Genomic DNA, 22,537 nt, shown 5'->3' on the forward strand with positions numbered 1-22,537 from the left:
CGCGAGCGGCGCGGTTCGCCCTCGCACGGCGCCCGCTCACCCTCGTACGGCGCCCGCTCGCCCTCGCGCAGTGCCCGCCGACGGGCCCGGTACCGGTCCTCCGGCCCTGAGCCGGGCGACGGTGCTGCTGCTGGCCGTGGTGTGTGGCGCGGCGGTGGCGAACATCTACTACGCCCAGCCACTGCTGCCCGTGATATCGCGGGCGCTCGGGGTCTCCCAGGGAGCCGGTGGCCTGGTGATCACCGTCTCCCAGATCGGCTACGCGCTCTCGCTGGCGCTGCTGGTGCCCCTGGGGGACGTACTGGAACGGCGCCGCCTGGTGACCGTGCTGCTGGGCCTGAGCGCCTTCGCGCTGCTCGGTGCGGCGGCGTCCCCGTCGCTCGGGCTGCTGCTCGTCGCGATCGCGGTGGTCGGGGCGACCTCCGCGGTGGCGCAGATCGTGGTGCCCATGGCCGCGTCGCTGGCGCCGGACCACCAGCGCGGGTCGGCGGTGGGCACGGTGATGAGCGGACTGCTGATCGGGATCATGATCGCGCGTACCGTCGCCGGGGTGCTCGCCCAGATCGGTGACTGGCGGCTGGTGTTCGTCTTCGCCGCGGTCCTGATGGCGGTCCTGGCGGTCACTCTGCGCCTGGTGCTGCGCCCTGTTCCGCGGTCGGAGGGCGGCGCCTACCCCCAGCTGCTGCGCTCGGTCCTGGCGCTGGTGCGCGGCGAGTCCCTGCTGCGCAGGCGCATGGCCCTGGCGGCGGTCGGCATGGGCTGCTTCACCGTCCTGTGGACCGCGTCGTCGTTCCTGCTGGCCGGTCCGCGGTACGAGTTCGGCCCCGCCGTCATCGGTCTGTTCGGCCTGGCCGGGGTCGTCGGGGCCGCTGCGGCGGCGAAGGCCGGCCGGCTCGCCGACCGCGGACACGGCCGTCGGGTGACCACGGGCGGACTGGTCCTGCTGGCGGTCAGCTGGCCCGTGCTCGCCGTCGCCGGAGTGGGCGGGCCGAGCGGTCTGATCGCCCTGATCGCCGGGATCATCGCGCTCAACCTCGCCCAGCAGGCCCTGTTGATCAGCCACCAGAGTGCGATCTACCGCCGGGTCCCGCACGCTCGGAGCCGCGTGACGACGGCCCTCATGGTGTCCGCGTTCGCCGGGGCCACCGTCGCCTCGGCGCTGACCGCGGCGCTGTACCCCATCGTGGGGTGGCCGGGCGTGTGCGGGCTCGGCCTGGTCATCGCGCTGGCCGGGGCCGGCGTCTGGATTCTGGAGTTGGTCCACCCCAGCCCCGCCGAACCGCCGACCGTGATCCGCGCGACGCCCGCCTCGGCGTCGTGCTGACGATCCCGGCCCCACCACCCCGTACGGCACACAGGAACACGAAAGGCACCACCAGTGGCAACGCATGAGCGGCACATCGCGACGAAAAGCGTCGCGGACGGCGACGGTTCGGGATTCCGGCTCCCTGCCATCTGGACCCGCACCCTGGGCGAACTCACCTTGAGCTACGTTCCCGACGCGGGCGTCGACATGATCCCGACCCGGGTCTACCCGGCCTCCGCCGAGGAGGACTGGCACGCGCACCGCGCGCATATGACCGAGGCGGGCCATCTGCCCATGGGATGCGGGGCGCTGCTCGTCGAGCGGGGCGGCGCTCGCCTGCTCATCGACGCCGGTCATGGCCGCATATCGGGCGAGGAACTGGCGCACTTCCAGCATGCCTTCGGCCATGTGCGGGACCTGCCCGAGTCACTGACGGCCCTCGGTGTGGACCCGGCCGAGCTGGAGACGGTGGCCTTCACCCACTTCCACGGCGACCACACCGGGTGGGCCCGGCCCGACGCGGTCGGGGATCCGCGTAGCCTCTTCACGAAGGCGCGCTGGATGGTCGGGAAGGGCGAGCTGGAGAGCGTTCCGCCCGGGACCGGCCCGATACTGGCCGGCCAGGACGAACGCACCGTGGTCGTGACCGACGGGACCGAGATCGCGGACGGCGTCCGCGCGTGGTCCCTGCCCGGACACACCCCCGGGCACACCGCCTGGATCCTCGACACCGGCGACGGCCGGGAGGTCGTGGCCTTCGGCGACGCCATGCACTCGCCGGTGCAGGTCCAGCACCCGGACTGGGAGGTCGTTCTCGACACCGACCGGGACGAGGCCGAACGGTCACGGCGCCGGCTCGTGGACCACCTGGCCCGGGACGGGGTCTACGGCTTCGGCGTCCACTTCGCCGACCAGCAGCTGGGAACCGTCGACGCCTCCGGCCGCTGGCGCCCCTGGAACGATGCGGGCGTCCCCGCCCACTAAACTGGATTGATCGTTCCTTTATCGAGGAGGTACGTCGTGTCCCCCGCCGGCCGCCCCCGCGCCTTCGCCATGGAGGGCGTCCTGGAAGCCGCGATGCGGCTGTTCTGGGAACAGGGCTATGAAGCGACATCGATGGCCCAGCTCCGGGAGGCCACCGGCCTGTCCTCGGCAAGCCTGTACGGGGCGTTCGGTTCGAAACAGGGGCTCTTCGAACGGGCGGTGGAGCACTACCTCGCCGGGCCGGGCAGCGTTACCGACGTCGTCGGCGACGAAGCTCTGAGCCCGCGCGAGGCCGTCGCCCGGATGCTGCACGGATCCATCGACATGCAGACCGACACCTCCCACCCGCGCGGCTGCCTCGTAGCCCTGTCGGGCACCGTCCGGGCGCCCGGGGACGACGAAGCCGCGGTGCGCCGGACGATCGCGGCGCGCCGTGCCATGGACCGGGCGCGTATCAGGGAGTGCGTCGTCCGTGGCGTCGCGACGGGTGAACTCGCCGAGGAGACCGACGTGGACGGTTTCACCTCCATGGTCCACGGCTTTCTGCTCGGCGTCTCCACGCAGGTGTGCGACGGCACGCCCGCCCGGGATCTGCACGCGGCGGCGGACGCCGTCCTCGCCGCCTGGCACGTACCGTCCGCGCGGACGGCCGACGCGTAGGCGAGCCGGTCCCGGGGGGTGCCGTCATCCTCCCCGGAACCGACTCAGTCCGATCGGCCGCGGACGCCTATGGCGTCAGCGGCGCCCTGGGTGTCCGGTGGCTCCTTGGCGCCTGCGGCGGGCTGTTCCCCTCCCCGCCCCTTCCCTCAACTGGGGCTCCGCCCCAGACCCCGGAGCCGAGGGGTGGCCCAGGGGTCCAGGGGTCTAGGGGCCGAGGGGTGGCCCAGGGGTCCAGGGGCCCAGGGGCGAAGCCCCTGCCACGCGGCGGACGCCCCACGGCCTCAGCCGCGGCCGCGCCGTACGGTCTTGCGGCGGTTGGCGACGGCGAACAGCACGGCCGCGCCAGTGGCGAGGACCGCGGCGCCGCCGATGGCCATGGGGCCGGTGGACCCGTCGCCACCGGTCTCGGCGAGGTGCTGCCCGTCGGCGGCGCTCCCGTCCTGCGCGTCCTGCGCGCCCTCCGGCCCGCTGTTCGCGGCCAGGACCTCGGCGTTCTTGGCCTCGGGGTGGTTCCCCTCCGCGCCCTCCGTGCCCTCCGCGCCCTCCGCCCCCTTCTCGTCCGCCGCCTTCGGCTGGTGGTTGGCCTCGGCGCCGCTGTCACCGCCGTGGCCGTGGTGATCGACCGTGGACTTCTCGGCGCCCGCCGCTATCTGGGCGTCATCGGGCGCGGTGGCGGTGGGTGCGGAACCCGCCTTCGTCCCGGCGCCCTTGGCCGCGGCGGCCCCTCCGCCGAAGGTCACGTCCGAGCAGGTGTAGAACGCCTCGGGGCTGTCCGAGCGCTGCCAGACGCTGTAGATCAGATGGCGTCCCGACTTGCCCGGCACCTTCCCCGAGAAGACGTAGCTCCCGTCCTTCAGCGTGGGGTCGGTGACCTTGGCGAACGGCTCCGCCTCCAGGTCAGCCCAGGTCAGCGGCTTCGTGGGGTCATAGCCGTCCTTGGTGATGTACAGCTCGAAGCTGCCCCGGTGGGGCGCGGTGGCCCGGTAGGCGAAGGTGTGCTCACCGGCCGTCATGGCGGTGGCGGGCCAGTCGGCGCGCGGCAGGTCCAGGCCCTTGTACTTGTCGCGGCCCGCGCTGCACAGCTTTCCGTCCGGGATGATCTGCTTGTGGCGCCCGGCGGCGTCCGGGATGTTGACCTCGTTCCAGTCGTAGAGCGCCTGGGTGCCGCCTGCCGCGACGGCCGCCTTGCAGGCCGCCGAGTCCGGGCTCTCCGGCCCCTCCGCGAAACACGCCGACACCCGGCTGACCGGGTCCGTCATCGAACCGTGCGCGGAGGCCGGGTCCGCGCTCAGCGCGGTGAGGGCGAGCGGCACCATGCCGAGCACGGCGATACGGGCGGTTCCGCGGGAGACGGTCGCACGAGCGGTCATCGTCGGGGACTCCTTCGGTGGGGGGTGACACGCGGTTTCCGTGGGGGTGACGCGCAGCACGCTAGCCCCGCCCACGGGCCTTCTCGCCGGTCTTATGGCGCCGTTAAGGAGCAGCTCAGGCGGAGCTGAGACTGGGCGGGCCACGGGGGTGTCCGAGGTGATCCACCTGACGTGATCGCCGATGATTGCGGGGGGTCGATGGCGTGGAAGGGTGAAACATATGACCGGTACGAACTCGCCCCGCGCCACGGGCGCCCCTGGCGTCCAGGGTGCCTCCCGCGCCTCTGGCGCCTCCCGCGCCTCCCGCCCGTCGGCCCGTGAGCTGATCGAGGCCATCGTCGACCCCGGCAGCTGGCACGGCTGGGACGAACCGGTGGAGATCACGACGGACGACCCCGAGTACCGGGCCGACCTGGAGCGGGCACGGGAGCGCACCGGGCTGGACGAGTCGGTCATCACCGGCGAGGGCCGTATCGAGGGACGCAGGGTGGCGCTGATCGCCTGCGAGTTCCGCTTCCTGGCCGGTTCGATAGGCGTGGCCGCGGGGGAGCGGCTGGTACGGGCCGTGGAGCGGGCCACGGCGGAGCGGCTGCCGCTGCTGGCGGCACCGGCGTCGGGCGGCACCCGGATGCAGGAGGGTACGGTCGCGTTCCTCCAGATGGTCAAGGTGGCCGCGGCGATCACGGACCACAAGGCCGCGGGCCTGCCGTACCTCGTCCACCTCCGCCACCCCACCACCGGCGGCGTCCTCGCCTCCTGGGGCTCCCTGGGCCACGTCACGGCCGCCGAGCCGGGCGCCCTCATCGGCTTCATGGGCCCACGGGTGCACGAGGCCCTGTACGGCGAGGAGTTCCCACCCGGCGTCCAGAACGCCGAGAACCTGATGAACCACGGGCTGATCGACGCGGTCCTCCCCCTGAGCCGCCTATCGGGCGTGGCCGCCCGGGTGTTGCGGGTCCTCTGCGCGGGCGATGCGGTGCCCGCACCGACGACGGCCTCCGGGCCCGCGACGGCCTCCGGGTCCGCGCCCGCTCCGGCCTCTGGGCCCGCGCCCGCTCCGGCTTCCGGGTCCGGGCCCGCTCCGGCCTCTGGGCCCGCGCCCGCTCCGGCTTCCGGGTCCGCGCCCGCGACGGCCTCTGGGCCCGGGCCCGCTCCGGCTTCCGGGTCCGGGCCCGCGACGGCCTCCGGGTCCGCGCCTGCGGCGGAAGCGTCGATACGGGCTTCTCGGCGGGTGGAGCGGCCCGGGGTGCGGGATTTGTTGCGGGTGGCCGCCGACGATGTGAGTCCGCTCAGTGGGACGGGGGCCGGGGAGCACGATCCCGGGTTGTTGCTCGCGCTCGCCCGGGTCGGGGGGACGCCCTGCGTCGTTCTCGGGCACAACCGGCGCAGCGCCCGTAAGGGCGAGACCGCCGAGGGGCCGGGGGAGGGGCAGGCGCTGGGGCCGGCCGGGTTGCGGACCGCTCGGCGCGGGATGGGTATCGCCGCCGAGCTCGGGCTGCCGCTGCTCACCGTCATCGATACCGCGGGCGCGGCGCTCAGCCGCGAGGCCGAGGAGGGCGGGCTCGCGGCGGAGATAGCGCGGTGTCTCGCCGACATGGTGACCCTGCCCGCGCCCACCCTCTGTCTGCTGCTCGGCCAGGGCGCCGGTGGCGCCGCGCTCGCGCTGCTGCCCGCCGACCGGGTCGTGGCGGCACGCCACGCCTGGCTGTCGCCGCTGCCGCCCGAGGGCGCGTCCGCGATCCTCCACCGCACCACCGAGCGAGCCTACGAGGTCGCCGCCCGGCAGGGCGTACGCTCCGCCGACCTCCTCGCCCAGGGCATCGTCGACCGCATCGTGGAGGAGGACGCCTTCGGGGCTGGGGATGTCCCCGGGCCCGGGGGTGCCTCCGGGGCTGGGGATGTCTCCGCGGCCGGGGCCGCCCCCAAGGCCGAGGACGACTCCCGCGCTGCCGGGGGTGCCCCCGCGACCGGGAATGCTCCCGCAGCCGGGGGTGCCCCCGCGACCGGGAATGCTCCCGCAGCCGGGGATGCCCCCGGGCCCGGGGACGCCTCTGGGGCCGGGGCCGCCCCCAAGGCCGAGGACGACTCCCGCGCTGCCGGGGGTGCCCCCGCGACCGGGAAGGCCCCCGCAGCCGGGGGTGCCCCCGCAACCGGCCCCGCAGCCGGGGATGTCTCCGAGCCCGGGGGTGCCTCCGAGCCCGGGGGTGCCTCCGAGCCCGGGGGTGCCTCCGGGCCCGGGGCCGTCCCCGCGGCCGGGGCCGTCCCCGCGGCCGGGGACGCCCCCGCGGCCGGGGACGCCCCCAAGGCCGAGGACTACTCTCGCGCGCCCGATGCCTTCCTCGGACGCCTCGGCCAACTCCTCGGTGCCGAACTCGCCGCCCTCCGCGCCCAGGACCCGGGCCAGCGGCTCGCCGCGCGCCGTGCCCGGCATCGCCGTATCGGGCTGTCCCGTTGACGCCGAGCGTTGACGATCTTGACGGCTAATCAGGGCCAAACGGGCGGACCGGAACGCCGAATTAGCGGTCTTAGGCATGCCTAACCTAATCTCGGGCCGTGAACGAGAATGATCTCGATGCGGCGTCACGGCCGTTCTCCTCCCCTGCCCTCGGCGGCCTCTCGGCCGCCCCGCGGCCGCCCCGTCTCCACCTCCTCGCCCGCAACCCCACCGACTCCGTCACCGAGGGCTTCCTCCCCGCGGCGGCCCGGCTCGGCCTGGCGGTCACCCTCCTCACCGACCAGCCCGAGGCCCACGAGCGCGCCTACGGCCGACGGGAGGGAGACGGCGCCGCCCCGCACCCCTTTCCCGCCCTCGACATCGTCCCCTGTGACGTACGGGACTACGCCGAGGTCATCAGCCGTATCGCCGCCGACGGCCCCCGCCCCCGCGCCGTCTTCACCAACAGCGACCACCTCCAGGCCCAGGCCGCCCTCGCCGCCCAGTACTTCGGCCTCCCGGGCAAGGACTGGCGCGCCGCCCTGCGCACCAAGAACAAGGCCGAGCTGCGCCGCGCCCTCGCCGCCGCGGGCCCGGACGTCGCCGACCCCGTCTGGTCCGCCGAACTCGCCACCGGACAGGACCCCGCCACCCTCGCCGGATTCGACGCGGCGCCCTACCCCTGCGTGCTCAAGCCGCGCGAGGGCGTCGCCAGTGAGGACGTCGTCCTCGTCGCCGACGCGGACGAGCTCCTCCGGCGCTGCGCCGAGATACGGGAGCGACGGCCGGGCGCGGCCCTGGTCGTCGAGGAGTTCCTCGACGGCGAGCTGCGCACCCTCGAAACCCTCGGCGACGGCCGCACCCTCCACGTCCTCGGCGCCTTCCGCACCGAGCTCTCGCCGCCCCCGCACTTCATCGAGGAACGGCTGCACCTGCTGCCCGCCCCGCCACCGCAGCCGCACACCGACCAGGTGCTGGCGCAGCTGCGCGCGCTGGGCGTCGGCTTCGGCGTGTGCCACACCGAGTACGTCGTCCAGGGGGACCGGGCCCGCCTCGTCGAGGTCAACTACCGTGCCATAGGCGACCAGTGCGACCTCGTCCTCGCCGAACTCCTCGGCATCCCCCTTTTCGAGTACATCCTGCGTACGCACATGGGCGAGCCGCTGCCGGACGACCTCGGCGCGCGCACCGACGGCAGGGTTCGCATGGAGTACGTCCTGGCCGATCGCGCCGGGCGGCTCGCCGCCGCTCCTCCGGCCGGTGTGACCGAGCACGACGGCGTACGGCTGGACTACCGGCCGCTGCGCGGAATCGGCGAGGAGCACCCGCTCCACCGCACCAACCGCGACTTCCTCGGCGTACTCCGGGCCACCGGGACCGACCAGGGGCTGATCGACGCTGCGGTGGCGCGGTTCCTCGCGGCCCACCGATGGGAGATCGTGTGACAGAGGAAGAGGAGCTTCTCGGACGGGTGCTCGACACGCTCCTCCGGGAGGACGCCTACGGGCTGCGCAGCCACGCCGTCCCGGTGCGGCGCGCCGACGGCGACTGGCTGCGCATCGCGCTCGAGGAGTTCGAGGAGCTCAAGCAGCTCGAGGGGGCTGAGGGGTTCGAGGGGGGCGAAAGCGTGCTGCTGCCGGTGGAACCCGAAGGCTTCCAGTGCGACATCCGCGCCCGCCGCCCGCCCCGGCTGCTCTGTGTGCCCGCGCACGGCGAGCGGGAACCGGCCGCCGCCGAGCAGGCCCTTGCCCCGCCGGGCGGCGCCGAGCCTGGCCCGCCCGGCCCCGGCTCCGCTGAGGACCACCCGGGCTCGGGCGCTCACGGGACGTCGGCCGTGCCCGGCCGCCCGTGTGTCGCAGGGGCGGCATCGGGCGTCGTCGGCGGGGACCGCCGGGTCCGGCCCCGGGACGGTGCGGGCGGCGCCGAGTCGCTGTCCGTACCCGGTCCGGGTCCCGGTGGCTCAGCCGGTCGTCCGCGCCGCGCCGTGCTCACCGGGCTCGATGCCGTCCTGGGACGGCTGCGGGGGGCCGTGCCCGACGAGGACCGGGCGCTCTACGACGCCTTCGTGGACGAATGTCGGCAGGCGCTCGACGCCATGCGGCTGCACACCCGCGTGCGGCCCCGCGTCGTCGCCGAGTTGGGCGCGCGGTACGGGGAGCGGTGGGGCGGGATGGGCGGAGCCCTCGCGTATGACACGCTCGCCGCCTTCCGCGACCATCCCGTCTATCCCACCAGCCGGGGGCGGTCCGTCTTCAGCGAGGAGCAATTACGCGCCCACGCACCCGAGTTCCACCCCACCTTCCCGCTGCGCTGGCTCGTCCTTCCCCGCGAGGCGGTGTCCGGGGACCCGGCGCGGCTGCCCGGCTGGTGGCCCGCGCCCGGGGACCTCGGGCCAGGGCCGAGCGACGGCCACCTCGCCCTCCCCGTGCATCCGCTCACCCTCGGCCCCCCGCTGGAGAACGCCCTCCGCGCGGCCGGGCTCCACGCCGTCGCCCGGCTCGCCGAGCGCCCCCTGCTGGACGTACGGCCCACCCTCTCCATGCGGACCGTGGCCGTGGCCGACGACCTCGCCGCCGATCCCCTCGTCCACCTCAAACTGCCGCTCACCACCGCCACCCTGGGGCAGCGCAACCGGCGGTCCGTCAAACCCGGCACCCTGATCGACGGCGAGGTGGCGCAGCGGCTCGTGGAGGCCGTGATCGAGCGCGAGCCGAGGTTCGGCGCCACGGTGCTGCTCGCCGACGAGACGACCCACCTCCACGCCGGACACGAACTGCTCGCCACGCTCGTCCGCCGCTACCCGCCCGGCCTGGAGAACGCCACCATCGTGCCGCTGGCCGGGCTGCTCGCCCCCGCCCCGGATGCCCCCGCCCCGGATGCCCCCGCCCCGGACGCCTCCGCCCCGGACGGCACGCTCGTCATCGACGGGCTCGCCGAACGCCACTACGGCGGCGATGTCCTCGCCCTGCTCGACGACTACCTCACGCTGCTGTTCGACTTCCACACCACCCTCTTCGCGTACGGCATCGCGCTGGAGTCCCATCAGCAGAACACCTCGCTGGTCTTCGAGGACGGCAGCGGGAACGGCGGTGCGGTGCCCCGGCTCCGGCTGCTCATCAAGGACCACGACGGCCCCCGCGTCCACGCGATACGCCTCGCCGCCATGGTCGGCGGAGGACCGGCCGCCGATCTGTGCGGCTTCGACGACCGCAGGATCCTGACGTCCGGCGACGGGCCGGTGACCGATGTGTTCACCACCATCACCCTCCACCTCTGCGCCGCCGCCCCCCTCTTCGAGCTCGCCCGCCTCGGCCGGGCCCCGCTCGACACCCTGCTGCGGCGGCTGCGCGACCGGCTCACCGACGCCGTCGACCGGCTCGCCGTCACCCGGCCCGGCGCGGCCGCCGCGCTGCTGCGCAGGCGGGTGCTGGACGCGGACCGGCTGCCGGTCAAGGCGATGGTCACCGCCGGCACCTTGTTCACCAAGGAGCGCTCGGGCGCGGCCGACATCAACAAGCACTACGTCACCGGGCCCAACTATCTGCTGCGGGAAAGCGGCAGATGACCGCCGTGCTCCATCGGCCCGCCTTCCCGGAACCCTCGAAGCCCCACTTCCCTCCGTACCTCTCTCCTCCGCACCCGTTGGAGCCGCCCCATGCCCATGACCTCCTCGCCCGCCGCGACCGTGGCCTCCGCCGACCACGCCACCGCCCACACCCTCCTCAACTGTCTGCTCCGTGAGGTGTCGGGACCGGAGCACCAGACCGTCGTGGCCGATGGATGGCTGCGGCTGAGGCTGCCGCGCTGCGGGGTGCTGCTGCGCGTCGGGCTGCGGCGCACCTCCCTCATCGGGGCGCACCGCTTCACCGGGCCGGTCAGCGAGGAGCGCGACGGCACCTGGGCCGAGGTGTCCTGGCGCGGGCTGGCCGAGCGGATCCACCGGGAGCTCCAGCTGCGCACGGGGGTGCACAACGACGAGTTCCTGGGCCAGGTCGCCTCCAGCCACGCGGGGATGACGGCCGCCCTGGAGGTTCTGGAGGCCATGGAGGCCATGGAGGCCATGGAGGACGGGGGCACCGTGGCGGCCCGGGGCACCGTAGTGGACCGGAGCACCGTGGCGGATCAGAGCACCGTGGCGGACCGGAGCACCGTGAGTGACACCGCCGACAGCACCGACCTCGCCCAGGACCTCTACCTCGCCTCCGAGCAGTCCCTCCTCTTCGGCCACCGCTTCCACCCCACCCCCAAGGCCCGCACCGGCAGCGCCGACTCCTGGTCGCGGTTCGCCCCCGAGGCCGGGGCGCGCTTCCCGCTGCACCACCTCGCCGTACGCCAGGAGTACGTCCGCGAGGAGTCCGCGCGGCCCGGGGCGCTCGCCGCGCTGGACCGGCAGGGCGCCGTCCCCGACGGGTACCGGCTGCTGCCCGCGCACCCCTGGCAGTACGCGATGCTGCGCGAGCACCGGCTGCTGCGGGCGGCCATCGCCCGGGGCGAGGTGCTGGACCTCGGGCCGGGCGGCGCGGAGTTCGCGCCGACCGCGTCCGTCCGCACGCTCTACGACGGCCGGGACTTCCTCAAGTTCAGCCTGAACGTGCGGATCACCAACTGTCTGCGCAAGAACGCCGACTACGAGCTGTCCGGCGCGGTCGCCCTGACCCGGCTGCTGGAGCCGGTCGCCACCGATCTCGCCGCCCGCTTCCCCGGCTGTGAGCTGCTGCGCGAACCCGCGTACCGGACGCTGGACCTGGCCGGCAAGGACGTCAACGGCGGTGCCGACGGCGGCGACCGGCAGCTGACCGAGGGCTTCGGGGTGATCGTCCGCGAGGGCCTGGCCGCCCGGCTGCGGCCCGGCCTGACCGCGCTGCTCGCGGCGGCCGTCGCCGATGAGTACCCGACCAGCGGCGCCCAGATCTCCCGGCTCCTCCCCGACGCCGGCCCCGATCGGCTCTCCGCCTGGTGGCAGGCGTATCTGGACCTTCTCGTACCGCCCGTACTCGCCGCCTACTTCGACCACGGCGTGGTCCTCGAACCCCACCTCCAGAACGTCGTCATCGGCGTCGACCCCGCCGACGGCACCCCGCGTCAGGTGCTCTTCCGCGATCTGGAGGGCACCAAGCTGGTGCCCGAGCACCACACCGCCGCCCTCGCCGCGCTCCCCGAGGCGGTGGCCCGCCCGCTGACATACGAGCGGGAGCGCGGCTGGGACCGGGTGGTGTACTGCCTGCTGGTCAACCACGTCGCCGAGATGGTGGCCGTCCTCGCCGACCGCTGCCCGGATCTTGAGCCCGAGCTGTGGTCGGCGGTCCGCCGGGTGCTGTGCGAGCACTCGGCGGCCCATGACCACCCGCCCGCGCTGCGCGCCCTCGTAGCGGGCGTGCCGCTGCCCGCCAAGGCCAACCTCCTCACCCGCTGGGGCCGTCGGGCCGACCGCCACGCGGGCTATGTCCGTATCGCCAGTCCGCTCGCCTCCGCCCTGCTGTCCGAGGCGGCCCACGTCATGCGTCCCGGGAGCAGCCGTTGATCACCTCCGCCGTCCGTACCCTCGCCACGGAGCTCACCGGCGACGACCTGCCCGCCTACGTCTACGACCTGGCCGCGCTCCGCGCACACACGCGGGCCGTACGGGAGGCGCTGCCGCCGGGCCTGGAGCTGTACTACGCCGCGAAGGCCAACCCGGCGCCCGCCGTCCTCCGGGCGCTCGCGCCCCACGTCACCGGCTACGAGGTCGCCTCCGGCGGTGAGGTGGAGCACGTCCGCGCGGCCGTGCCCGGGGCGCCGCTGGCCTTCGGCGGGCCGGGCAAGACCGAGGGGGAGCTGCGGCGGGCGCTGGCGCTGGGCGTGGAGCGGTTCCACGTGGAGAGCGAGCAGGAACTGCGGCTGCTGGCGGTGGCTGCGCAGGACGCGGGGATCGACACCGTGGACGTCCTCCTGCGCGTCAACCTCCCACTGGCCGGTGACGAACCGGTCGGCGGGGGGTCGCTTGGCGCGGGCGGTGGGGGGCCGCTTGGCGCGGGCGGCGGAGGGTCGCTCGGCGCTGCGCTGGGCGGCGCGGCGCTCGCCATGGGCGGCCGCCCCAGCCCCTTCGGGCTCGACCCCGAGGGACTGGAACGCTGCCTCCCCCAGTTCTCCCCGGGCGGCGTGGGCGGCCCCCTCCGGCTGCGCGGCATCCACGCCCACCTCGCCAGCGGCCTCGACGCCCCCACCCAGGTGGCAGTGGCCGCAGCGGTCGCCGACTGGGCGCGGAAGCTGTCCGAACGCCACGGCCTGGGGATCACCGAGGTGAACGTCGGCGGCGGGATGGGCGTGGACTACGCCCGCCCCGACCGCCGTTTCGACTGGGCCGCGTACGGCCGGGGCATGGCTGACCTCGCCCTGCGCCATCCCGGTCTCACCCTGCGGATCGAGCCCGGCCGGGCGCTGACGGTCTACTGCGGCTGGTACGTCACCGAGGTGCTGGACATCAAGCACAGCGGCGGCGAGGCGTTCGCGGTGGTGCGCGGCGGCACCCACCACATCCGCACCCCCGCCACCAAACAGCACGACCAGCCGTTCCAGGTGCTCCCCACGGACACCGCCTGGACCCGGCCGTGGCCGCGCCCGGCCGCACGGGACGAGCCGGTCACGCTGGTCGGCCAGCTGTGCACCCCGAAGGACGTGCTGGCCAGCCGGATCCCGGTCGCGGAGCTACGGGTGGGGGACCGGGTGGCCTTCGCGATGGCGGGTGCGTACGCGTGGAACATCTCGCACCACGACTTCCTGATGCACCCCCGGCCGGGCTTCCACTACCTGGAGGAATAGCCGCGCGTCAGCCGTCGGCGGGCCGGGGCTCACCGCGATAGGTACCGAAGGACCACTTGTTGCCCTCCGGGTCGGCGATGGCGAAGTCCCGACTGCCGTACTCCTGGTCCTCGATCGGCCGGAGCACCCGCACACCGGCCGCCGTGAGGCGCTCGTACAGCGCGTCGACGTGGTCGGTGACGACGTACGCCCCGAACGTGCCCGGCTCCAGGCACCAGGTCTTGGTCTCCGGGTCGTACGAGCCGAGCATGATGCCGCCGCCCTCGGGCCAGTCGAGCTGGGCGTGGGCGACGCGGTTCCCGTCCCGGTAGACGGCCGTGCGCAGGAAGCCCACCGTATCGACGAGGAAGTCGATCAGGGCGGGGGCGTCATGGGCCTGGAGCGTGGGCCAGATGGCGGGATCACGCGGTTGCTTCTGCTGTGTCTGCTGCTGATCCGGTGCGGTGTTCATGTGCTCTACTCTTCGCCGTAGAGGTGGCCCCCGGCTTGGATATTCCGGCACTCTTCGGCCAGCCAGGCGGTCGGGCTCACCCCGGTGTACTGACGGAAGTCGCGCACCAAGTGGGAGTGGTCGAAGTAGCCGCAGTGGGCGGCGACCCGGGCCAGGTCGGGCGCCCGGTCCGCCGCGACGGCCCGGACGACCGTGTTCCTGGCGTGCTGGAAGCGCATCAGCCGGGCCGCCTGCTTGGGGCTCAGCCCCGTCTCGGCCTGGAACACGCTGGTCAGCCGGCGCGGGCTGAGCGACACATGCTCGGCGAGGCCGGTCAGCGTCCCGGCCCCGCGATGCCGGGCCAGCCAGGCCCACGCCTCGCCGACCTCGCTCCGCACCGGCGTTCCGTCCTCGCCCTCGGCCGCGCGCTCCCGCAGATAGGCGCCGAGCGTGGCGAACCGGTCCTCCCACGACTGGCGCTCACACAGCCGCTCGCGGATGTCGGCGGCCCGCTTGCCCAGCACGTCGGCCCCGGAGGTGACCAGGTCGTCGTCGGAGGTGAGCGCCCCGGCCGGAAGCCCCAGCAGCGTGCGCGCCGCCAGTGGATGCACCGCGAGCTGCACTCCGGCCTCGCGGCCGGGCTGGACGATGTAGGCCGGTCGCTGGTGCAGCCCGCCCACGACGATCTCGGACCGCGAGGCGTCGGGCCCTTGCGCCTGCTCGGGTGTGCCGCCGCCGACGACGGGCCCGTCGAGGGAAAAGATCAGCGTCAGGTAGGGGGACGGCAGCCCCCTGTGCAGCGCGGGCGGTACCCCCTGGGAGCGATACCCGACGGCGGACACCACCATCCCCCCGAGCCCATGCCCGAGCCCGGCCCCGGCCCGCACGAACTCCTGGCTGCCGCTCATGCGCCCAGTATCACCCGCCCCTCCGACAGCGGGTCCGACGCCTGCGGCGGGCTGCTCCCCTCCCCGCCCCTTCCCGAAACTGAGGCTCCGCCCCAGCCCCCGCTCCTCAAACTCCCCCAGCTACCGCTGGGAGGTGCCCCCTGGAGGGGCTGGAAGGCGGGGCTCCGCCCCAGACTCCGGGGTCCAGGGGCGGAGCCGTTGCCACGCGGCGGAGCCGCATATCGATGCTGCGGGAAGGGGCGGGGAGGGGAACAGCCCGCCGCAGGCGTCACGATCCGCCGGGCACCCCATAGGTCCCTGGCTGCGGCGGGTCCACGGTGGCCTGGAATCATTCGGTGGCATGTACACCGTTACCCTCTGGGAGTTCGCCGCGCTCGCGGCGGCATCCATACTCGTCGGCTTCTCGAAGACCGCCGTCAGCGGCGCCAATACCGTCAGCCTCGCGATCTTCGCCGCCGTGCTTCCGGCCCGGGAGTCGACCGGTGTGCTGCTGCCCCTGCTGATCGTCGGCGATGTGCTCGCCGTGGGCACCTACCGTCGTCACGCGCACTGGGGGACCCTGCTCCGGCTGTTCCCCGCCGTCGCGGTCGGGGTCGTGGTGGGGACGGTGTTCATGCTGTGGGCCGGGGACGCGGAGGTGCGGACGTCCATCGGCGCGATCCTGCTGCTGATGGCGGGGGTCACCCTATGGCGGCGCCGCGCGGCCGCCCGGGCGGCGGCCCCGGAGGTCCCGGCCGCCGATGCCGCCGACGGGGCGGGCGCACGGCTCAAGGCCGGTTCGTACGGGGTGCTCGGTGGCTTCACCACGATGGTGGCCAACGCGGGCGGCCCCGTGATGTCGCTCTACCTGCTCTCCGCCGGTTTCCGGAAGCTCGGCTTCCTTGGCACCTCGGCATGGTTCTTCCTGATCGTCAACGTCGCCAAGGTGCCCTTCAGCGTCAGCCTCGGCCTGATCGACGGCCGCTCCCTGCTGCTGGACGCGCTGCTGGCGCTCTTCGTCCTGCCCGGTGCGTACATCGGTAAGGCGTGTGTGGACCGGATCAACCAGAAGCTCTTCGAACGGCTGGTGATCGCGGCGACGGTGCTGGGCGGACTTCAGCTGCTGCTGCGCTGAGCCCCACGGACCACATCGGCGAAGTTCGCCGCCAGCCGCCGCGCCGTACGCACGGACTCCGGCTCGACCCGCTCGGTCTCGGCCCGAAGCGCGCGCAGATCCAGGCCCGCGTCGGCCAGGGCGGCTTCGTCCCAGCCGTCGAGGCGGTCCGCCCCCACCTCCGGATGAAACTGCACTCCCCAGGCCCGCTCGCCCATCCGGAACGCCTGCACCGGACAGGCGGTCGTCGATGCGAGCCATACGGCGCCGGGGGGAAGCGCGGTGATCTGGTCACGATGGTTCTGAATGGCCCGGAACTCACGCGGTACCCCGGCGAACAGCGCGTCGGCGTCGGCCTCGGGCCGCAACTGGACGGCACATGAGCCCCGTTCGGGCCGACCGTGATCGCCGAGCACTGTCCCACCCGCCGCGACGGCGAGCACTTGAGCCCCCAGACAGATCCCCAGCAACGGGACGCCCTCGGCGATGGCGCGCCGGGTGAGTTCCCGTTCGGCCGGTAGCCAGGGCGCGTACGTGTCGGCGTCCGGCAGGAAGCCACCACCGAGCAGGACCACCGCGTCGAAACCCTCCGGGGACGCGGGGGCCGACGCGCCATCGGTTTCGACGACCGTCAGCCCCATCTCCTCCCACCACGGCCGCAACCGCCCCGGCCCACTGCGGTCCGCGTTGCGGACGACGAGGAGGCGGCTCACATCGCTGCCTTCTTCTTCAGGCTGGCTATGAACGTGCTCCACGAGTTGTTGGCGAATATGAGGACGGGCCCGTCGGGGTCCTTGGAGTCACGTACGGGAACGATGCCGGGGAGGTTGTCGGCGACCTCGACGCAACCGCCGCCGTCGTTGTTGCTGTAGCTGCTCTTGCGCCACGAAGCGGTTCTCAGATCTGGGGCGGTTCCCATGAGGTCAAGTCCTTCATCACGGCTCGGATCATCGCCTCGGAGTCCCGTGGCGAGAGGGCCATGGCCCTGAGCAGATCGTAGTTCCTCCGATGCTTCGCAACCTGATCCCGCTCCTCGATGAAAGCCCCGGAGCGGCTGCCTTCTTCGTAGGCCAGCAATGGCTCGTTCGGCAGCGTGAAGAGCATCAAAGAGCCGCCCGCCACCGGGTGCTGACCTGCGCTGAAAGGCAGAACCTGGATGGTCACGTGCGGTTGTGTCCCGCGCTCGATCAGAGACATCAACTGGTGGCGCATTACCTCTGGCTCTCCGGCGACGCGGTACAACGCCGCCTCGTCCACGATGAACCAACAGTCAGGCGGCTGGACTTGGTGCAGCCGGGCTTGCCGGTCGATCCTGGCCTTCGTCATCGCGTCGATCTCCGCCTCGGGTGCGTATCGGTTCCCGATTCGTAGAGACGCCCTCGCGTGTTCGGGGGTCTGAAGCAGACCGGGGATCGTGGCGCAGGTGTACTCCTCAATAGTCACCGCGCGCTTCTCAATCTCCATGCGTTCCCGGTACTTGGACTTGAACGGCTCATTCTTCGCCAGTGCATACAACCGCGCGAACATCCCATCCGTCCCAAAGCACGCATCCAACTTCGCCGGAAGGTCGTCGTACGGCAGGGACTCCGCCGCCTCGATCCGCGCCAGATGCGATTTGCTGTAGTTCAGCACCTCGGACAGTCGCCGTAACGACATGTCCGCCTTCTCTCGGTGGCGGCGGATCTCCGCGCCGAAGAGGTCTCGTGCGGAGCGGTCCGGAAACAGTTCACGCGGCTGGAACGGCATCGTGGATCCCCTCTTGTCCCGCGATCTTGGCTGGGACGTATCGCCTCTTTCCAGCCTACGCGCCGGAACGCAACGGTATGTGCACTCAACGTAATTGACCGACCGGAAAGACAGGTCAACGTGTTCTCACACACCGAATCCACCGCTCCACGGATGACGATGCGCGTCTACCGCGTCTCGCCGGACGGTGCCGTCGTCACGCAGGAGCTCGGCAGGGTGGTCGTCGTGGTCAAGGACAAGCTCGAACCCTTGCGGTCCAGCCAGTTCCCGCCCTGCCGCTGCCCGCGCCACCGCGACACCGCGGACCTGTGATGCAGCTGCATTATGCATGCGGCGCTGCTAAAATGCAGCACATGACTGCTCTGACCATCCGCGATGTACCGGACGACGCCCTCGCCACGCTGAAGGCCCGCGCCGCGCAGGCTGGCAAGTCACTCCAGGCGTATGCGCTGGACGTCCTCGTCGGCGAAGCCTCCAGGCCCACCCTTGCCGAGGTCGCGGCTCGTGCCGAAGCCGAGGCCAGTGCCAGCCTGAGCGCGTCGGACGTGCTGACCGCTATCGACGACGCAAGGGCGGGCCGTTGATCGTCATCGATTGCTCCGCGCTCGTCTTCTTCCTGACGGACGAGGGGCCCACCGGGCACGGGGTGCGTGAACGTGTCGCGAAGGAGGATCGGCTCGCCGCACCCCACCTGCTCGACTACGAGATCATGTCCGCGTTGCTCGGCCTGGCGCGCGGGCGACGCGGTGGTGATCCCAAGCTGGGCGAGAAGCAGCTCCGCAAGGCCGTGGCGACGTATCGGGACCTGCCGATCGACCGGCATGAAACGCTGATCCTGTGGGAGCGGGTCAAGGGTCTGTCGAGCAACCTGTCCGCCTATGACGCCCAGTACGTCGCGCTTGCCGAAAGCCTGGGTGTCCCGTTGATCACCAGTGATGCCAGGATCAGCAAAAGTGGTGCGGGGCGGTGTGAAGTCGAGACGTTCGACGCACGTTTCTGAGACTGTGCGGACCTGTGACGCGGCCGCGTCACGCACCCAGTCCCACGGCTCGTCGGCCGCGCATGCTCAGGGCGATGACGGAGACGAGGAACCAGAAGGCACCGAAGGCCGAGTATCCGGCGACGGTGGACAGGCCGCTCGTCGCCGAGGCGGACGTGGCGGCGATGGTGGCACCGGCGAGGACGGACTGGCCGCCGCTGATGACCATGGGCCACTGGGCGCCGACCGCGCGCCGGCGCCGGACCGCCACGATGAGCTGGACCGCTCCGGCGGCGAGGGCCCAGATGCCGAACACGAGAAGGGCCCTCCCGATCGTGGAGAAGACGGCGGTGATCATTCCGATGGTGGTGGCGAGGCCGAGAGCCATGTTGATGGAGCTGACGCGGTTCGTGGCGGAGCCGGTGCCCGCCATACGACGCTCGAGCAGCGTGGCGATGACGTCCCACAGGGGGTAGACGATGAGCAGCACGGCCGAGATCGCCGAGGGCTTGTCCTTCGCTACGAGCGAGGCGGAGGTCGTGAAGAGGAGCGCCACCCAGATCAGGGAGAAGGCGATCCGGATCAGGTAGAGCGATCGGAGCCCGGAGGGCGTGGGCGTCGTCGTGGCCGTCGTCGTGGTCGGAGTTACCGTGGTCTGAGTCATCGGGCGTCCCGTTGTGATCGAGATGGGGTGAGGCGGTCGCCTCGATGAGGAGTCTCAGCCGCCTCGGGAGGGGCCGCGTACTTCGATCGAAGTACTTCTGCCATCCATTTCGATCGACATGAGTTCTGCCGTCTCCATCGGCCGAAGCAGATTCGCCGTGTACTTCGTTCGAAGTACACGGCCGCAGCACTTGGGAACGAGAATCAGGCCATGGTCAAGGCGCGGAACGATCAAGACGGGCCCGTGGCACCCCTGTGGGTCCGCCGCCCCGAGGTGCTGCACCGAGCCGCCTATTCCGTGGCCGCGCTCGTGTTCACCGGACAGATCGTGGCCGTGGTACTGAGAGGGTCGGATGGGCCGACGGCCCTCTCCGTGTTCCTCGCCGGTGGCGGTGTCGCCCTCTCCTGGTGGAAGCCGTGGGCCGGGCTGGTCGTGACGAGCGCGGCCTCCTTCGCCGTCACGGCGGTGGGCCACGACCCCCTCTCGGTGTGGATGATGGCCGTGCTCGTGCTGTTCTCGGTCACCCTCAGGGGAAAGCAGCCGCTGGTCGGAACCGGCGTCGTCGCGGCGTTCTTCCTGGGGGCGTTCATGACGCTGGGAGGATTCCGCGGCGGCGCGATCGTGGGAGCCGCCGCCCTCTTCTCGGCGATAGCGGGAGGTGCGACAGGGGCCGCGCTCCGCATTCATCGGGACCACTGGTGGATCCTGGAGGAACGGGCCGAAAGCGCCATCGCCACCCGCGAGATCGAGGCCATCCGACGCGTGACCGAAGAACGGCTCCGCATCGCCCGGGACCTCCATGACGTCATCGGCCATCAAGTCGCGATGCTGAGCCTGCATCTCGGTGCCGCGGAGATAGGGCTGCCCGAGGACGCCGAAGCTTCCCGGCAGGCCCTCGTCTCGGCCAGGTCCAGCGCCCGTACCGTCGTTGTCGAAACGCAACGGATCCTCGCGCTCCTCCGCCTCGAAGGCGACGCTTCCGGCGACGAGGCGCTCCGGCCGACCCCGTCGCTCAGCGGGCTGGAAGGACTGATCGCCTCCTTCGAGAGCATCGGCCTCGACGTCCAGCCCGCCATCGACATCCCCACCGGTTTCGTGGAGCCCAGTGTCGGCGTGACGGTCTACCGGGTCGTTCAGGAAGCACTCACCAATGCCTACCGGCATGGGGAGGGGACGGCGACGGTGGAGGTGCGCGAGCGCGACGGCAGGATCTGCGTCACCGTGGAGAACCGCGTCGGTCATTCACATTCGCATTCACTCCGCGGCTCCCACGCGGGCAGCGGACTCGGACTCGTGGGGATGCGCGAACGCGTCGAGTCCTCCAGCGGGCGGCTGACGATCGACAGTGACGACGGACGGTTCCGGGTCCATGCGGAGTTCAGCCCCCTGGGAGCCGTCGTCTGATGACGCAGATTCTGATCGTCGACGACCAGGACGACATGAGGGCGGGCATCCGGACGATGCTCATGCTCGACCCGGGTCTCGTTGTCGCGGGTGATCTCTCCGATGGGCTCCAGGTCGTGCCCTTCCTCCGGGACCACCCCGTCGACCTGGTCCTGATGGACATCCGGATGCCCGGCATCGACGGTGTCGAAGCCACTCGCCGGATCCGCAAGGAGCACCCACCCGAGAAGCTGCGGGTGATCGTGCTGACCACTTTTGACCAGGACGACATCGTTCTCGCCGCTCTTCGCGCGGGCGCCAACGGCTTTCTGAGCAAGACCGTGAGCCCTGCTGAACTCGTCGCCGGGATCAATGAGGTCGTCGCCGGTGGCGGTGCGCTGTCGGCCGCCGCGACGGCGGCGCTCATCGGCCATATGACCGACAGTCCGCCCCCGGTGATCGACCGGGAACTGCTGCGCCGCTTCGACGCCCTGACACCCAGGGAACGCGACGTGGTCGTTCTCGTCGCGAGCGGTCTCGGCAACGATGAGATCGCGGCCCAGATGTCCGTGTCGCCGTTCACCGTGAAGACGCATGCGGTGCGGGCCATGACGAAGGTCGGCGCGCGTGATCGGGCGCAACTCGTCTCGTTCACCTTCCGGGCCGGGCTCTACCCCTGAGTCTGCCGGGCAGAACCCCGGAACAGGTGGCCACAGCTCTCGCGCACGACCAGCTCGGTGGGGATGGTGACGCGCACCCCCGGTTCGGGGGTGCGTTCCAGCTGGTCGAGCATCAGGCTCAGACAGCGGCGGCCGATCTCCGTGAAGTCCGTACGGACCGTGGTGAGCGGCGGGAGCAGATGCGCGGCCTCGGGGATGTCGTCGTAGCCGATCACGCCGACGTCCTCGGGGACCCGGCGGCCCGCCTCGTGGAGGGCGCGGAGGACGCCCACCGCCATCTGGTCGTTGGAGACGAACACCGCCGTGGCGTCCGGGTCGTGGGCGACGCTGCGGCCTAGGTCGTAGCCCGAATCCGCGCTCCAGTCGCCGAAGAGCGGCTCGTGCGCCGCCGCGCCCGCGTCCCTGAGGGCGGCCCGCCAGCCGTCCACCCGGGCCTCGGCGGCGATCCAGCCCACCGGGCCCGCGATATGGCGGACCGTGCGGTGGCCGAGGCGCAGCAGGTGTTCCGTGGCCTGGCGGGCGCCGGACGCGGAGTCGCCCGCGACGACGGGGAAGCGGGCGCCGAAGCTCTTGTCCAGCGTGACCATGGGCCTGCCGTGGTCGGCCTCGACCAGGGCCTCGCCCACCGAGCGCTGCGGGGCGATCGCGATGATGCCGTCCGCGCCCTGGCCGAGCAGCCGGTCGACCGCGCCCCGCACCGCCGCCTGGTCGGCGGCGGTGAGCGCGATCGTGCTGACCAGGTAACCGGCCTCCTGCGCGGCCTCGTTGATGCCCGCCAGGGTGGCGGCCGGGCCGAAGCGGGCCGCGTCGAAGGAGATCACGCCAAGCGTCCGGCTGCGGCCACTGGCCAGGGTGCGGGCGCTGGCGGTGGGGCGGTAGCCCAGTTCGCGCATGGCGGCGCGGACGCGTTCGCGGGTCTCGGGGCGGACCCGGGGGTGGTCGTTGAGGACGCGGGAGACGGTCTGGCCGGAGACCCCGGCGCGGCGGGCGACGTCGGCCATCACGGCCCCGCCGCCCGCCGTGGCCCGGCGCCGCCGGACGCGCTGGGGCCCGCCTGCTCCTGGCTCCGGCTCCGGCTCCGGCTCGCCCATGTGCGTCCCCT

Annotated in this window: 22 protein-coding genes; 14 read left to right on the forward strand and 8 right to left on the reverse strand. The window is 72.6% G+C overall.

What is annotated here, in order from left to right; translation table 11 throughout:
* Nucleotides 1–70: 70 nt before the first annotated feature.
* From ABD329_RS23625 to ABD329_RS23635, 3 genes are read left to right on the forward strand one after another with little or no spacing between them, the layout of a single operon-like run.
* Nucleotides 71–1,324, forward strand: coding sequence for an MFS transporter (locus ABD329_RS23625; RefSeq protein WP_198278689.1), 1,254 nt, complete (start codon nucleotides 71–73; stop codon nucleotides 1,322–1,324).
* Nucleotides 1,325–1,378: 54 nt separating this feature from the next.
* Entirely contained in the window at nucleotides 1,379–2,290 is a 912-nt protein-coding gene (locus tag ABD329_RS23630; RefSeq protein ID WP_198278690.1) for an MBL fold metallo-hydrolase, read from the forward strand.
* A 36-nt stretch (nucleotides 2,291–2,326) separates the two neighbouring features.
* Nucleotides 2,327–2,950, forward strand: coding sequence for a TetR/AcrR family transcriptional regulator (locus ABD329_RS23635; protein WP_198278691.1), 624 nt, complete (start codon nucleotides 2,327–2,329; stop codon nucleotides 2,948–2,950).
* A gap of 281 nt (nucleotides 2,951–3,231) precedes the next feature.
* On the opposite strand, the gene ABD329_RS23640 is transcribed toward ABD329_RS23635, so the two are convergent.
* Nucleotides 3,232–4,320, reverse strand: coding sequence for a lytic polysaccharide monooxygenase (locus ABD329_RS23640; RefSeq protein WP_198282126.1), 1,089 nt, complete (start codon nucleotides 4,318–4,320; stop codon nucleotides 3,232–3,234).
* 220 nt (nucleotides 4,321–4,540) lie between these two features.
* Between ABD329_RS23640 and ABD329_RS23645 the strand changes: the two genes are divergently transcribed.
* From ABD329_RS23645 to ABD329_RS23665, 5 genes are all read left to right on the forward strand, one after another.
* Complete coding sequence (locus tag ABD329_RS23645; RefSeq protein ID WP_344316853.1) at nucleotides 4,541–6,775, forward strand: carboxyl transferase domain-containing protein; 2,235 nt, start codon at nucleotides 4,541–4,543, stop codon at nucleotides 6,773–6,775.
* Nucleotides 6,776–6,873: 98 nt separating this feature from the next.
* Nucleotides 6,874–8,199, forward strand: coding sequence for an ATP-grasp domain-containing protein (locus tag ABD329_RS23650; RefSeq protein ID WP_344316854.1), 1,326 nt, complete (start codon nucleotides 6,874–6,876; stop codon nucleotides 8,197–8,199).
* Nucleotides 8,196–10,319, forward strand: a complete 2,124-nt coding sequence (locus ABD329_RS23655; RefSeq protein WP_344316855.1) for an IucA/IucC family protein — start codon at nucleotides 8,196–8,198, stop codon at nucleotides 10,317–10,319. The genes ABD329_RS23650 and ABD329_RS23655 overlap by 4 nt, the downstream gene beginning before the upstream one ends.
* A gap of 90 nt (nucleotides 10,320–10,409) precedes the next feature.
* Nucleotides 10,410–12,275 (forward strand): IucA/IucC family protein, encoded by a 1,866-nt coding sequence (locus ABD329_RS23660; protein ID WP_198282016.1) that lies wholly within the window; start codon nucleotides 10,410–10,412, stop codon nucleotides 12,273–12,275.
* Entirely contained in the window at nucleotides 12,272–13,552 is a 1,281-nt protein-coding gene (locus ABD329_RS23665) for a type III PLP-dependent enzyme (RefSeq protein WP_344316857.1), read from the forward strand. The genes ABD329_RS23660 and ABD329_RS23665 overlap by 4 nt, the downstream gene beginning before the upstream one ends.
* Nucleotides 13,553–13,559: 7 nt before the next feature.
* Here ABD329_RS23665 and ABD329_RS23670 read toward each other — a convergent pair whose 3' ends face one another.
* Both ABD329_RS23670 and ABD329_RS23675 read right to left on the reverse strand, forming a co-directional pair.
* Nucleotides 13,560–14,003: a VOC family protein gene (locus ABD329_RS23670; RefSeq protein WP_198282229.1), complete on the reverse strand. Its 444-nt coding sequence runs from the start codon at nucleotides 14,001–14,003 to the stop codon at nucleotides 13,560–13,562.
* Between the two features lie 5 nt (nucleotides 14,004–14,008).
* On the reverse strand, nucleotides 14,009–14,890 hold the full coding sequence (locus tag ABD329_RS23675) for an AraC family transcriptional regulator (RefSeq protein WP_198282228.1): 882 nt from the start codon (nucleotides 14,888–14,890) through the stop codon (nucleotides 14,009–14,011).
* Between the two features lie 340 nt (nucleotides 14,891–15,230).
* Between ABD329_RS23675 and ABD329_RS23680 the strand changes: the two genes are divergently transcribed.
* The gene (locus ABD329_RS23680) at nucleotides 15,231–16,004 is read left to right on the forward strand and encodes a sulfite exporter TauE/SafE family protein (RefSeq protein ID WP_198279936.1); all 774 of its coding nucleotides are present in this window, start codon (nucleotides 15,231–15,233) and stop codon (nucleotides 16,002–16,004) included.
* Here ABD329_RS23680 and ABD329_RS23685 read toward each other — a convergent pair.
* Genes ABD329_RS23685 through ABD329_RS23695 form a run of 3 tightly spaced genes read right to left on the reverse strand, consistent with a single transcriptional unit; the run spans nucleotide 15,986 to nucleotide 17,729 of the window.
* Nucleotides 15,986–16,696, reverse strand: coding sequence for a type 1 glutamine amidotransferase (locus ABD329_RS23685; RefSeq protein ID WP_198279935.1), 711 nt, complete (start codon nucleotides 16,694–16,696; stop codon nucleotides 15,986–15,988). The genes ABD329_RS23680 and ABD329_RS23685 overlap by 19 nt on opposite strands.
* Complete coding sequence (locus tag ABD329_RS23690; protein WP_198279934.1) at nucleotides 16,693–16,902, reverse strand: DUF397 domain-containing protein; 210 nt, start codon at nucleotides 16,900–16,902, stop codon at nucleotides 16,693–16,695. The genes ABD329_RS23685 and ABD329_RS23690 overlap by 4 nt, the downstream gene beginning before the upstream one ends.
* Nucleotides 16,881–17,729, reverse strand: a complete 849-nt coding sequence (locus ABD329_RS23695; RefSeq protein ID WP_198279933.1) for a helix-turn-helix domain-containing protein — start codon at nucleotides 17,727–17,729, stop codon at nucleotides 16,881–16,883. Before ABD329_RS23695 ends, ABD329_RS23690 begins: the two co-directional genes overlap by 22 nt.
* Nucleotides 17,730–17,882: 153 nt before the next feature.
* Between ABD329_RS23695 and ABD329_RS23700 the strand changes: the two genes are divergently transcribed.
* The 3 genes from ABD329_RS23700 to ABD329_RS23710 are packed head-to-tail and all read left to right on the forward strand — an operon-like array spanning nucleotide 17,883 to nucleotide 18,729.
* The gene (locus tag ABD329_RS23700; RefSeq protein WP_166484080.1) at nucleotides 17,883–18,041 is read left to right on the forward strand and encodes a hypothetical protein; all 159 of its coding nucleotides are present in this window, start codon (nucleotides 17,883–17,885) and stop codon (nucleotides 18,039–18,041) included.
* A 41-nt stretch (nucleotides 18,042–18,082) separates the two neighbouring features.
* Nucleotides 18,083–18,313: a FitA-like ribbon-helix-helix domain-containing protein gene (locus tag ABD329_RS23705; RefSeq protein ID WP_198279932.1), complete on the forward strand. Its 231-nt coding sequence runs from the start codon at nucleotides 18,083–18,085 to the stop codon at nucleotides 18,311–18,313.
* Complete coding sequence (locus ABD329_RS23710) at nucleotides 18,310–18,729, forward strand: type II toxin-antitoxin system VapC family toxin (protein ID WP_198279931.1); 420 nt, start codon at nucleotides 18,310–18,312, stop codon at nucleotides 18,727–18,729. Before ABD329_RS23705 ends, ABD329_RS23710 begins: the two co-directional genes overlap by 4 nt.
* A gap of 28 nt (nucleotides 18,730–18,757) precedes the next feature.
* Here the strand turns inward: ABD329_RS23710 and ABD329_RS23715 are convergent, their stop codons facing one another.
* Nucleotides 18,758–19,372, reverse strand: a complete 615-nt coding sequence (locus ABD329_RS23715) for a hypothetical protein (protein ID WP_198279930.1) — start codon at nucleotides 19,370–19,372, stop codon at nucleotides 18,758–18,760.
* 243 nt (nucleotides 19,373–19,615) lie between these two features.
* Here ABD329_RS23715 and ABD329_RS23720 point away from each other — a divergent pair, with 243 nt between their 5' ends.
* Both ABD329_RS23720 and ABD329_RS23725 read left to right on the forward strand, forming a co-directional pair.
* Nucleotides 19,616–20,776, forward strand: a complete 1,161-nt coding sequence (locus ABD329_RS23720) for a sensor histidine kinase (RefSeq protein WP_309142857.1) — start codon at nucleotides 19,616–19,618, stop codon at nucleotides 20,774–20,776.
* Nucleotides 20,776–21,435 (forward strand): response regulator transcription factor, encoded by a 660-nt coding sequence (locus ABD329_RS23725; protein ID WP_198279928.1) that lies wholly within the window; start codon nucleotides 20,776–20,778, stop codon nucleotides 21,433–21,435. Before ABD329_RS23720 ends, ABD329_RS23725 begins: the two co-directional genes overlap by 1 nt.
* On the opposite strand, the gene ABD329_RS23730 is transcribed toward ABD329_RS23725, so the two are convergent.
* Nucleotides 21,426–22,526 carry a LacI family DNA-binding transcriptional regulator gene (locus tag ABD329_RS23730; RefSeq protein WP_425574373.1) on the reverse strand — a complete coding sequence of 367 codons (1,101 nt, stop codon included), beginning with the start codon at nucleotides 22,524–22,526 and terminating at the stop codon, nucleotides 21,426–21,428. The genes ABD329_RS23725 and ABD329_RS23730 overlap by 10 nt on opposite strands.
* Between the last annotated feature and the right edge of the window lie 11 nt (nucleotides 22,527–22,537).

It is taken from the genome of Streptomyces javensis, assembly GCF_039525925.1.
GTDB lineage: Bacteria > Actinomycetota > Actinomycetes > Streptomycetales > Streptomycetaceae > Streptomyces > Streptomyces asiaticus.

Coding starts and splice junctions, on each gene's coding strand:
- ABD329_RS23700 (WP_166484080.1), top strand. CDS start 17,883: ATGACGATGCGCGTCTACCGCGTCTCGCCGGACGGTGCCGTCGTCACG.
- ABD329_RS23725 (WP_198279928.1), top strand. CDS start 20,776: ATGACGCAGATTCTGATCGTCGACGACCAGGACGACATGAGGGCGGGC.
- ABD329_RS23640 (WP_198282126.1), bottom strand. CDS start 4,320: ATGACCGCTCGTGCGACCGTCTCCCGCGGAACCGCCCGTATCGCCGTG.
- ABD329_RS23675 (WP_198282228.1), bottom strand. CDS start 14,890: ATGAGCGGCAGCCAGGAGTTCGTGCGGGCCGGGGCCGGGCTCGGGCAT.
- ABD329_RS23660 (WP_198282016.1), top strand. CDS start 10,410: ATGCCCATGACCTCCTCGCCCGCCGCGACCGTGGCCTCCGCCGACCAC.
- ABD329_RS23670 (WP_198282229.1), bottom strand. CDS start 14,003: ATGAACACCGCACCGGATCAGCAGCAGACACAGCAGAAGCAACCGCGT.
- ABD329_RS23715 (WP_198279930.1), bottom strand. CDS start 19,372: ATGACTCAGACCACGGTAACTCCGACCACGACGACGGCCACGACGACG.
- ABD329_RS23690 (WP_198279934.1), bottom strand. CDS start 16,902: ATGGGAACCGCCCCAGATCTGAGAACCGCTTCGTGGCGCAAGAGCAGC.
- ABD329_RS23705 (WP_198279932.1), top strand. CDS start 18,083: ATGACTGCTCTGACCATCCGCGATGTACCGGACGACGCCCTCGCCACG.
- ABD329_RS23680 (WP_198279936.1), top strand. CDS start 15,231: ATGTACACCGTTACCCTCTGGGAGTTCGCCGCGCTCGCGGCGGCATCC.
- ABD329_RS23730 (WP_425574373.1), bottom strand. CDS start 22,526: ATGGGCGAGCCGGAGCCGGAGCCGGAGCCAGGAGCAGGCGGGCCCCAG.
- ABD329_RS23645 (WP_344316853.1), top strand. CDS start 4,541: ATGACCGGTACGAACTCGCCCCGCGCCACGGGCGCCCCTGGCGTCCAG.
- ABD329_RS23695 (WP_198279933.1), bottom strand. CDS start 17,729: ATGCCGTTCCAGCCGCGTGAACTGTTTCCGGACCGCTCCGCACGAGAC.